Raw genomic sequence first — 10,738 nt, 5'->3', positions numbered from 1 at the left:
TATCAAAGTTCTGTTGCTTTAGCCTGTATATTTTTATGGCTACCTTTATAGGGTTAATTATGAACAGTAAATGTCAACAGACCCTAATAAAGATGATCTATTCATAAAATAAGTGATTTATAAGCCTTGCAGCTTGAGCCGGTTGGCATGTTGGCGATACAGTGCGACCGGATCCTGCGCGAAAGGACCCAAAATGCCAAAAAACTGGTTTACTTCATCAAAGTGGTTATGGGCATAGTCCTGACGGATGATTTGGCCATAGCGTCCGCTATACAGCGGTAGAGCACCATCATTGGCTTCTCCTTTCAGGAAACTGCTACCTAAAGTCACGACTGTAGACTCTATCGCATCCAAGGAATTGGTTGCCTGCCGGTTGCCCATCCAGGAATAGTGGTAAATTCCATTGGGTGTAAGTTTGCTGCCCTGAGACTGACAGTTTATGGGAATAGCAGATGAACCATATTTCACATTGAAGGCCTGAATCGCCTCTGGATTCATGGCTTGCAGTGCCTCGATAATACTGACCGGATACTGGTTAGCTGTAACCAGATTCATGCTATGGCCCAAAATTGTACCAATGGCATGGATAAAGGGTTCAAGCAGTGGCGTCTGGCTGGCATTGACAAAAACCGAGGTGCCTTGCATCGCCCCGGCAATGGCGGTTAAAGAGGCGGCTTTATGCGGTGCAACCCCCTCGATATATTGAATTGTTGGGCCACCTTGGCTATGCCCAATCAGATTGACTTTCTTCTGGCCCGTCAGTGCCAGTATTTCATCAATTTGCATCAAGAGCTGTTCACCGCGCAGTTCATTGGACGCAACAGCAGACAATTCGGCAGAAAACACCCGTGCACCATGCCGGCTCAGGTCTTGGGGAATCTGATACCAATAATCTAAACCGATGTGATCTGTTCCAATCCGGTTAAAACCTAGACCAAAACCATGAACAAAGACCATCGGGTATTTTGTCTTGGCATAACTCGAGAGGACAAAATTGCTTTTATATTCCTGTAATGCCGAGGCTTGCACAGGACCAGTTAATAGGGAAACCAGTAGCAAAAAGCTTAAGTAAGATATTATTTTTTTCATTGCAGCTTCCCGATCGCGGATAGGTCAAATAAAAAGAACCAGAAAAAAAGCCTATATTTCAGCTGAAAATACAGGCACTCTGGGGTTATAAACCTTCTAATTTGAGTCGGTTGGCATGCTGGCGGTAGAGGGCGACCGGATCTGGTGCAAACACGCCTTTCAGACCAAACATCATATTGGCCAGGTCCGTATGATTGAGTTTGTACTGGTCATGAATCACCTTGCCCATGAACGCACTACAACGTGAAACCATGCCATCATTGTCTTTACTGCCATAAGATAAAGGGCCGAGCTGCATCAGGATCGTATCAATATCCAGGGCATTGCTGGCTTGGGCCACACCCGTCCATGAATAATAATGAATGCCTTTACTGTCTTTCTGTTTTAAATTTTTATTGCAGTTTTCTGCGGACGCCAACACGCCATCTTTGACTACCTGTTGTGCCACTGTGGCATTAAAAGTATTTGAGCCGGTCTGGGTCAGGGATTTCATGGAAGCATCAAAATCAATTTCCAGTTCAGGCTTAAACTGACCCAGTGCAATCAATGGACCAATAATATAATCACCTAAAATGTTAAAGGCGGTACGCGTCAGGCGATTATTCTGAATATCATCTGCCACTTTGGAGCCATGGTAGGTTCCTGCAACGCCAGTAATAGAGGCGATATACTGCGGCTGGGTCGCTGCAACATACAGCACTGTTGGTCCGCCATGAGAGTGACCAATCAAATTCAGTTTTTTCTTGCCGGTAATTGCCACAACCTCTTCAACCTGATGAACTAGTTGTTCACCGCGATGCGCCGTTGTATTTGCTGGAGACAATTGTGCCGCAAAGACGGTTGAGCCATTACGTGCCATATCTGGCAGAATCTGATACCAGTAATCCAGCCCGATACTATCGGTGCCAATGCGTGACCAGCCTAGCCAGCCATGTACCATCAAGATCGGATATTTGGTTTTGGCATAATCGGACTTGGTCTTTTCGATGACTTGTGTTGCACTCGCTGCAGCCTGAGTCTGTGCAGAAAAACTGAATCCCAGAGTAGTCGCTAAAGCCACAGTCAGTAACTGGGCTGTCTTGCTGAAAGTATGCATAGCTGTCCCTTTTTAATTTTATCGTTATTCAAGCAATCATTGCTTTTTGTAGAGTGTCGCAAGCCACAAATCAGACGATGAAAATACAGTTTCGGCCTTCAGTGGCTAAGCAAATTTTCTTTTAATGAAGCGGTATTTTTTCACTTCAGAGGTCTAAAACCATGTCATTTGGGGACATGCAGGACAGGAGGGATTTACATTGTAAATATATGTTTTATTAACAGATGTATTTAAATAAAAAGTCTTTGAAATAATTGAAATTTGTCTAAGTTGTTTTGTGTAAATACGAAATATTTAGAAACAACTATAAAAGATCATTTTGAGAAAAAATATAAAGTTATCAAAAGGGCATTTATAAAAAAGCCATCAACAGGTGATGGCTTTTAGGCTTAGTCAGCAAAGGGCAGCTTGGCTCCCTGATCATGAACCTGTTCAAAGGTTTCTACCCGCAGCTGTTCTTGCGGTGTATTAAAATGTTTGCTGCGAAGCTGGGCAATGGCTTGCTGTTTGGCGGTATCTGACATGCCGGACTGGGTAATCTGATCCCGTTCATCTAAATAGCCAGTCACCCGGTTTTTCCAGTCGCTGCGTTGTACATCCAGTTGTTCCAGACGTTGTGTCGCTTCAGCACCGACCAGATTCATCCGCATCTGCCGGATTTCATCACGGGAACCGCCACGAGCTTTAATATCTGCGGTAAGTTTGCGCAAATCTTCCAGTTTATTCAGTTGTTCCAGATTTTCCTGCCAGTCCTGCGGGAGCTGCTGAAACAGTGCTTTGAGCTTTTGCGCTTTTTCAGTCTCCGTTAAGCTTTTGTCTGCCAGTACGCTCATCCGGTCCAAGGTATATTCATGATAGGCATCTTCTGTGCCAAACAAGCCTTCAATTTCATACTTGGAAAAGTACTGCTGGCGCAAATTCTGGGTACTGTTATAGATACTGCGGTAATAGGCAGGATCTTCCTGATTCAGCCCGGCCGGTGCAGTGAGCTGGCCCAAACCCTGACGGTACTGGATATAACGATCCCATAAATCCAGAATTTGCGAGAGTGCCGGTTCCTTATGATTCTGGCGAATATAGGCTTTAAAATCCTGCTGGATCTGCTGCAGATTTTTTTCACCAAACTGGGTAATAAAATATTCAAAACAGTTGCGGGTCTGTTCATTCACGATCAGACGATTGCTGGCATCTAACTGCATCTGACAATTAATTTCGGTATCTTGCTGGCTGGCACTGGGGAAGGCCGCATTGGCAGGATCATTGACCAAGAGTGCGGTTTGCTCTACCTGAGTTTCAGTTAAAGGCGTTTTTGTCCCGGTATCCGACTGGGTATTTTCTTTTGGAGACAGCCATAAGATCAGCGTGAGTATGCACAGCACCAGCAAAGCCAGAATGATCCATATTTTATATTTCTGCATATCCTATGCACCTATTTTCTCGTTATTTCATTATTTTTAGAGGTTTAAGCTTTTTAAAAGCTTTTAGATGTTCAAGCCGGCTCAATATGCCATAAAAATCATTAGAGACTATAGAAAAGTTGTAAATCCTCTCGCAGGGTTTTACCATGACGCCAATTTATAAAATGTCTGATTTTTTGCCATGAAAGCATCATCTCCTAAAATTCAGCGTCGTCATCTTAGTGGTGTCTTCCTGCTTAATAAGCCTTTGGGTATCAGCTCTAATGCCGCATTGCAAAGAGTCCGCTGGTTGTACCGTGCACAAAAAGCCGGCCATACCGGTGCGCTGGATCCGCTGGCATCCGGTTTATTGCCCGTGTGTTTGGGGGAGGCGACCAAGTTTTCGCATTATTTATTAGATTCGGTCAAGCGTTATCAGACGACCGTATTTTTGGGGCATAGTACCACCACGGGCGATGTCGAAGGTGAGGTGCTTCTGGAAAAAGCGGTTCCTGAACTCTCGGAAGCCTTGATTCAGGACACATTGGCACAGTTTATCGGGGATATCCAGCAAGTACCGCCGATGTATTCTGCCTTGAAAAAAGAAGGCCGTCCTTTATACGAACTGGCGCGCAAAGGTATCGAGATTGAACGTGAAGCGCGTCCAATTACGATTTTAGCGATTGAGTTTTTGTCCTTTACGGAGAACAGTATCACGCTGGATATTACCTGTTCTAAAGGCACTTATATCCGGGTTTTAGGTGAAGATATTGCCAAAGCGCTGGGAACTTATGGCCATCTGACTTATCTGCACCGCATCAAAACCGGCCATTTTGATTTGATTCCAAGTTATACCATTGAATATCTGGAAAGCCTGAGCGAAGCAGAGCGTGATGCACTGTTATTGCCGGCCTATGCACCGGTTGATCATTTTCCAAAAGTGCAGGTACCCGAAAGTCGTGCAGAATATTTTAGCCGCGGCATGGAAAGCAATATCGAACATGAAGCAGCTGAACAGGTGCTGGTTTTTGATGGTGAGAAATGTCTGGGGCTGGCAGAAATCACCGACAAAAAACGTCTGGTGCCCAAACGCGTCCTGAACCTCTAATCGAGTCAATATATGGAAATTGAGATCATCATCAGTCTGGTTGTCTTTGCATTTTTTGCAGGGGCGATTGATGCTGCCGTAGGCGGTGGTGGTCTGATCCAGATTCCGGCAATTATGGGGAGTTTACCGCATCTACAGCCTGCTACGGTCTTTGGTACCAATAAATTCGCTTCCATTTGTGGCACCGCTTCTGCGGCATTTTCCTATCTGTGTCAGGTGAAACTGCCTTGGCTGCTCTTGGGCGTGATTGCACTGTGTAGTTTTGTCAGCTCTTTTATTGGTGCAGCCAGCGTTACGCTAATTCCAGTCGAGATTCTTAAGCCTTTTGTGCTGGTCATGTTGATCGTGATCGCCATCTATCTTTAGTGTGAAAGAGGACTCCACCCAACATTAGGGTGGAGGTGAATTTCACGACTTTTTTTAGTGCAATATGATAGAATAATTTGCATTAAGTTTCTGTATCTAAATAGATTTAAGGCGAAATGAAGATCAAAAAAGCGTACAAATTTAGGCTTGAGCCTAATGCGGAACAAGAGCTTGTTTTAAACAAGTTGCTTGGCTCTGCACGTTTTGTTTGGAATCAAATTTTAGCTGTATCATTTGAGATGCTTGCTAAAAATGAGCGAATCAACAAAGTTAATTTAGTCAATAAAATTCCTGAATTACGCAAAAAACCTGAATGTGCTTTTTTAGAAAAAAGCTTTAATGGTGTTTCACTCCAACAAAAAGTCCGTGATCTTGGTGATGCTTGGGCTAAATTTTTTGATAAAAAAGAACAAGCCAAGTTAAAGCAAAAACCATTTAAGCCTAAAAAACCAAGATTCTTTAAGTTGACCGATGGCAGTGAAATTCAGCTTAGACCACTCATGCCACGATTTAAAAAGAAATCTGATGGTTATGATTCAATTCGCATTGTTCAATTTGGCAGATATTGTTGGGTTAAAGGTAATCAGGTTAAGTTGCCTAATGACATTGGCGTTGTGAAATTCAGAAAATCACAAGAGATTCTTGGTGAAATCAAGAATGTCACAATCTCAAAGCATGTTGGAAAGTGGTATATCTCTTTCGGTGTTGAAAGCACAATAGATGCACCGATTCACCCATCCAAATCAGCCATTGGTGTTGATCTAGGTGTTAAAAAATTAATTACAACATCTAGTGGTCAGGTGTTCGACCCGATCAATAGTTTTAAAGCTAATCAAGTTAAATTAGCTAGGCTTCAACGCAAGTTGAAGAAGAAAACCAAGTTCAGCCAAAATTGGAAAAAGCTCAATTTAAAGATCAATAAACTACACCATCATATTGCCAATATTCGGCATGACTACTTGCATAAAGTCACTACAACTCTCAGCAAAAACCACGCAATGATCGTAGTTGAGGACTTAAAAGTAGCCAATATGTCGAAGTCAGCAAAAGGTACAATCGAGAACAAAGGAAAGAATGTGAAAGCCAAGTCAGGCTTGAACAAATCAATTCTTGATCAAGGTTGGTCAATGCTTGTCAAAATATTGGAGTATAAGCAACAATGGCGAGGTGGTTTACTCGTTAAAGTTGACCCTAGATATACAAGTCAAACTTGTAGCTCATGCGGTCATGTAGCGAAAGAGAATAGACAAACTCAATCTAAATTTGAGTGTGTTGAATGTGGCTTTAGCGAGAATGCGGATATTAACGCTTCTCGCAACATTTTAGCGGCAGGACATGCCGTTTTGTCTGTGGAGGGTCGATGCGGTAAAGGTCGCCCTGTGAAGCAGAAAGCAAGTGAAATCCGTGAGGAAGTCACCTAAGAGCTTTTGCTTTTAGAATCCCCCCACTTGAGATAAAATGAAAGTGAGGGGAGTATGTCAAACCTTGATGAAAAAACAGTTCGGCCAGGTGCATACCGAACAAAAACTGAATCGGAAAATGCTGATTCTGGCCGCTTTGGGCAGTCTGGCGATAGGCTTATATGATGGTATCTTTGGTCCGGGCACCAGCAGTTTCTTTATTTTCTTTTTTATTCGCTATTTGAGCGTCGACTTCCTGCATGCATCGGCCTTATCGAAAATTGCCAATTTCACCACCAACCTGGCCGCCTTAAGCTTTTTTATTCCCAGTGGCAATGTGCTGTTTATGGTCGGGGCAATGATGGCGGTGGCCAATATTTGTGGTTCCTTGGTCGGGGTGCGTTTGGCATTTAAATATGGCAGTGGTTTTATCCGGATTTTATTCCTGATTCTGGTCAGTCTGCTGATTTGCCGGATGGCATACCAGATGTTTTTTTAGATCTAAACCCGATGTAAATCATTCTCGATATTAAAATTTCTTAACAAATCACTGTATAAACTGCGTCTGAACCTGTTCTGAAAATCTTCTAGAATCAATGATATGAAAAATAAAACAATTGGAGAAATATCGGAATGACGACTATTTTTGAAGCATTAAGAGAGAGTCATGATATTCAGCGTGATCTTGCAGAAAAACTATTACAGACTTCCGGGGATACACCAGAACGCCGCGAGCTGTTCAAGCAACTGAAAAATGAATTATTTGCCCATGAAGCTGCGGAAGACCGTTATTTTTATATTCCCTTGATGATGACCGATTCGGGCCTGAATATTACCCGCCATGCCTTGGCCGAACATCATGAAATGGATGAAATGATCGAGGAACTGACCGCAACTGAATTGAGTAATCCGGGCTGGATTGCCATGGCCAAAAAACTTTCCGAAAAGGTGCATCATCACTTAAAAGAAGAGGAACATGGTTTCTTCCAGCAAGCTGGTAAAATTCTGGATGAAGAGCAGAAGACCGCTTTAGCAGTGCAGTACAAGAATGAATACCAGCGTTATAAAGACATGAAAAAAGATATGCTGGTACAAAGCTAAACATCGAAAAGCTGACATTTGATTAGCTACTTTTCCATAATTTATAACTCAAATTAGATGTTTGAGTTAATCGTTATGCATGTTTAGCTTCAGAAGCTTGTACAGCCTCATTTTCTTAAAAATTTAAATGCTTTTGTGTAGGCAATCTCCCTACTTTGGAAAGACCCAAAGTAGGCAAAAGTCTTTTGTTACCCATACACGACGTCCTGTCGTGATGGGTAACATGTGGCATCCTTGCCACGCTCGCGTATCAAAAATATCTTCACTGCAACTATGGCATCTGATCATCTTTTTATCTGGAGATATGGGATTTTTATCCATTCATTTCTTTTTTTGTATTTATCTCAAAGGGATAAAGTGAAGATATTAATGATGAGATATATTTAGTTGTTCAAATTCCAATAAGCCTTTTATGCATTCCGCTCTGCCGATCCTTGACGGGCGGCACGTACAGTCACACCGACTGATGCCAGCATGATACAGATCAGTGCCACTGTCTGAAGAAGCGTAATTTTTTCGCCCAATAGTATAAAACCGGTTAGTGCAGCCAAGGCGGGAGACAGGCTAGACAGGGTGCCATAGCTGGTCTTGTTTAAATGCTGCAAAGCTTTTAAGTCCAGCGCATAGGGAATCGCTGTGGCCAGAACCGCAATGATAATCGCCTTGCCCCAATGCTGGGTGTCTATCAAGGCAGGAGCATTGTTATAGAGCCCAATTGGAAGCAAACACAGAGCTGAAATACTGATCGCAATAGTCAGTGCATGCATGCCGATATTTTGCTGCACCACACGTTGGCCAAAGAAAATATACAGTGCCCAGCATAAACCCGCACCTAAAGCACATGCGGCACCTAACAGGTCAAAATTACTGCTATTGGCTTGTCCCCATGGCACCATTAACGCAATGCCTAAAATGGCCATCAATACCCAAATATAGTCACTACGATGTTTAATCGAAATGAGGGCTAGGCCGAGCGGACCAATAAACTCCAGACCGACTGCAATTCCCTGCGGCAATCTTCCGAGGGATAGATAGAATAAAATATTCATGACCCCTAAAGCAGCGCTATAGCAGAGCAAATCCCGCCATTTCAAAAAAGGCAAACGGGAAATAATTTTCCAGGAACGGAACATCACCCCAACAATAATTGCTGCAAAGCACAGCCTTAAAATGGTCACAGTAATCGGATCCAGCACACTAAACAGCTGTTTGGCAAAAGATGCACTGATCTGGTAGGAGGTCATGGATAAGACCATGAACAATACGGCAAGGAGTTGGGTGTTTGGCATGAAAGCAGCTTCTACCCAGAATGGGTGAAAATGAGAAATAGGGGAAAGTGAAATTATAGCAAACTGGTTAATTTTTAATGAGTAGGGCAAGGAAATATTTTGCCGATGCGAGCTTAAATTTTGATTCAATCAAGTTAAGTTTTGGCCCAATCAAATACCTAAAGATTTTAAATTCAAAGTTAATCTTCTATGTCATTGCGGTTACAAATTAATCAATTTTTAAATTGATCTTGTTTTTATATTATTAAAATATCTTAGACCTCGTGATTCGGGTTAGCTTTAAAATAACAATGAAAACATCTTAGATCCCGTGTTTAGGGACAGAATTAAAATAACAATATCAAATAATTAAGGTAGATAATAATGAAATTAAGAATACTTTCTTGCGCCATTTTGAGCTGCATGCTGGCAGCATGTGGTGGTGGCTCCGATAGTTCTGATAATAATGAACCAGTCACTAGTCAACCGGCACCGACCAATCCTGGAACCCCGGGTGATGGAGCATCAGACAGCATTTCTGAATTCTATAACTATCAATTCAACTTACCGAATATTGATGGATCAGAGATGGAATCGCAAAAACTTCTATTAGCCAGTCATAAAAATAAAATTACTGACGGCATATTATATGCGGATGATAACAGCGCTGTTGATACTGAATATGCGATTGAAGAGGATATGGTTTTTCCAATTTATGTCACAGAGCAAGGCGTGTTCCCTACAGATCGTACACTTACGACATTAGGTTATAAGCTGGAAAAAGTATTGGAAAATACACCGGACAGATTTACGAGCCGCCCTGTAACGATACCGGAAAACAACATCAGTAATCATCGACACATAGCGTGGTATGACCTGTCTGGTAAGGCATTAACTGAACGCACTAATATTGCTGTGGTGAAGATGTATGATGATACTGAGACCCGGGTATTCTTTAATATTGATAATACGACAGCCGCTGACCATAAATATTATAATGAGTTTGCAAGCAACTTTGTTGGTTTACAAAAAGCCCGTACCTTCCCGAATGGATCTAAATGTTTCCGTCTTCTGGCGGAACATCCTGAAGAAGAATATATTGAATTTAATCGGGGAGAAAAAACTCGGTATACCACACTGGCTGAATGGCAGGCACAAAGCTCTGTCCAGGAAATGGCAGAAGCTATTATAGATGGCACCATGGCTGGCTTAAAATATAAAAAGGCCGAATATAAAGATGCTGCTATGCAATATTACAAGTATTTCGGTGCGATCGAATATCAAGGCGGAATTTATTCAGTTGATTTCTCGGAACATGGGGAACATATTGATCACGACGACTATATCGCTCAATCAAGACAGGCTGCCTTGGATAACTTGAATCAACAAGAAGGTGTAACTTCTTTAATGATCAAATGGACAGAATATATGTATGATCAGCTTGCCTCTGCATGTGATGGCTATAATGTGACAGCAGCAAATGCATTAAATACTGCAATTAAAGACGCAACACCACGTGGCTTTGTTGCACAAAGATTTGAAATGCAAAGCGCCCCTAATTGAGCCAAATTTAAGGCGTAACTTGGGTAAGTGGTCGACCTAATTCCGTAAATCTGTTAAGGACTGCTACACGTGCATGGATCTCATTCACTTGGCTATCAAAACTCCTTGCACTGAGTTTATCTCCTAATAATTTGATGCAATGCATCTTAGTTTCAACCAAACTTCGCCGATGATAGCCTGACCATTTTTTCCATAGCGTCCTGCCTAAACGTTTAATTGTTCGAAGTAAGTCATTTCGTTCTAGCGAGCTAATCTTTGTATCTTTCCATGGTTTCGCATTTTTTCTAGGTGGAATCACCGCATGCGCTTGCCGATCTGCAATGACCTGACGGCATTGCTTGGTGTCATAA

9 protein-coding genes and 2 pseudogenes are annotated in these 10,738 nt (G+C 42.3%); 6 read left to right on the top strand and 5 right to left on the bottom strand.

The window, feature by feature from the left end:
• Positions 1 to 117 precede the first annotated feature (117 nt).
• The 3 genes from NI470_RS15085 to NI470_RS15075 all read right to left on the bottom strand — a co-directional run bounded on the left by NI470_RS15085 (position 118) and on the right by NI470_RS15075 (position 3,603).
• Complete coding sequence (locus tag NI470_RS15085) at positions 118 to 1,089, bottom strand: esterase/lipase family protein (RefSeq protein ID WP_253148866.1); 972 nt, start codon at positions 1,087 to 1,089, stop codon at positions 118 to 120.
• Positions 1,090 to 1,174: 85 nt separating this feature from the next.
• Complete coding sequence (locus NI470_RS15080) at positions 1,175 to 2,185, bottom strand: esterase/lipase family protein (protein WP_253148868.1); 1,011 nt, start codon at positions 2,183 to 2,185, stop codon at positions 1,175 to 1,177.
• Between the two features lie 389 nt (positions 2,186 to 2,574).
• On the bottom strand, positions 2,575 to 3,603 hold the full coding sequence (locus tag NI470_RS15075; RefSeq protein WP_253148870.1) for a lipase secretion chaperone: 1,029 nt from the start codon (positions 3,601 to 3,603) through the stop codon (positions 2,575 to 2,577).
• Positions 3,604 to 3,784: 181 nt separating this feature from the next.
• On the opposite strand from NI470_RS15075, the gene truB reads away from it, so the two are divergent.
• From truB to NI470_RS15050, 5 genes and pseudogenes are all read left to right on the top strand, one after another.
• Positions 3,785 to 4,690, top strand: a complete 906-nt coding sequence (truB, locus tag NI470_RS15070; protein WP_086044417.1) for a tRNA pseudouridine(55) synthase TruB — start codon at positions 3,785 to 3,787, stop codon at positions 4,688 to 4,690.
• A 12-nt stretch (positions 4,691 to 4,702) separates the two neighbouring features.
• Positions 4,703 to 5,050, top strand: a pseudogene (locus NI470_RS15065) (TSUP family transporter); the annotation flags it as partial.
• A 122-nt stretch (positions 5,051 to 5,172) separates the two neighbouring features.
• A complete protein-coding gene (locus NI470_RS15060) occupies positions 5,173 to 6,477 on the top strand; it encodes an RNA-guided endonuclease InsQ/TnpB family protein (RefSeq protein WP_253148872.1) in 1,305 nt (434 codons plus the stop codon).
• A 61-nt stretch (positions 6,478 to 6,538) separates the two neighbouring features.
• Positions 6,539 to 6,955, top strand: a pseudogene (locus tag NI470_RS15055) (sulfite exporter TauE/SafE family protein); the annotation flags it as partial.
• Between the two features lie 134 nt (positions 6,956 to 7,089).
• A complete protein-coding gene (locus NI470_RS15050; RefSeq protein ID WP_253148874.1) occupies positions 7,090 to 7,557 on the top strand; it encodes a hemerythrin domain-containing protein in 468 nt (155 codons plus the stop codon).
• A gap of 410 nt (positions 7,558 to 7,967) precedes the next feature.
• Here the strand turns inward: NI470_RS15050 and NI470_RS15045 are convergent, their stop codons facing one another.
• Entirely contained in the window at positions 7,968 to 8,846 is an 879-nt protein-coding gene (locus NI470_RS15045) for an EamA family transporter (protein ID WP_253148876.1), read from the bottom strand.
• Positions 8,847 to 9,209: 363 nt separating this feature from the next.
• Between NI470_RS15045 and NI470_RS15040 the strand changes: the two genes are divergently transcribed.
• Positions 9,210 to 10,388, top strand: coding sequence for a hypothetical protein (locus NI470_RS15040; RefSeq protein ID WP_071850932.1), 1,179 nt, complete (start codon positions 9,210 to 9,212; stop codon positions 10,386 to 10,388).
• Positions 10,389 to 10,395: 7 nt separating this feature from the next.
• Here the strand turns inward: NI470_RS15040 and NI470_RS15035 are convergent.
• Positions 10,396 to 10,738 (bottom strand): transposase (locus tag NI470_RS15035; RefSeq protein ID WP_253154014.1); only part of this gene is annotated, 343 nt, incomplete at its 5' end.

This window comes from Acinetobacter lwoffii (genome assembly GCF_024129115.1).
In the GTDB taxonomy this organism is placed as follows: Bacteria; Pseudomonadota; Gammaproteobacteria; order Pseudomonadales; family Moraxellaceae; genus Acinetobacter; species Acinetobacter lwoffii_T.
Note: the sequence above shows the minus strand (reverse complement) of the source record. Positions and strands in the feature narration are given on the sequence as shown.

What these genes read in the sequence shown, in the direction of transcription:
- NI470_RS15085 (WP_253148866.1), bottom strand. Translation starts at nt 1,089, where the DNA reads ATGAAAAAAATAATATCTTACTTAAGCTTTTTGCTACTGGTTTCCCTA.
- NI470_RS15080 (WP_253148868.1), bottom strand. Translation starts at nt 2,185, where the DNA reads ATGCATACTTTCAGCAAGACAGCCCAGTTACTGACTGTGGCTTTAGCG.
- NI470_RS15075 (WP_253148870.1), bottom strand. Translation starts at nt 3,603, where the DNA reads ATGCAGAAATATAAAATATGGATCATTCTGGCTTTGCTGGTGCTGTGC.
- truB (WP_086044417.1), top strand. Translation starts at nt 3,785, where the DNA reads ATGAAAGCATCATCTCCTAAAATTCAGCGTCGTCATCTTAGTGGTGTC.
- NI470_RS15060 (WP_253148872.1), top strand. Translation starts at nt 5,173, where the DNA reads ATGAAGATCAAAAAAGCGTACAAATTTAGGCTTGAGCCTAATGCGGAA.
- NI470_RS15050 (WP_253148874.1), top strand. Translation starts at nt 7,090, where the DNA reads ATGACGACTATTTTTGAAGCATTAAGAGAGAGTCATGATATTCAGCGT.
- NI470_RS15045 (WP_253148876.1), bottom strand. Translation starts at nt 8,846, where the DNA reads ATGCCAAACACCCAACTCCTTGCCGTATTGTTCATGGTCTTATCCATG.
- NI470_RS15040 (WP_071850932.1), top strand. Translation starts at nt 9,210, where the DNA reads ATGAAATTAAGAATACTTTCTTGCGCCATTTTGAGCTGCATGCTGGCA.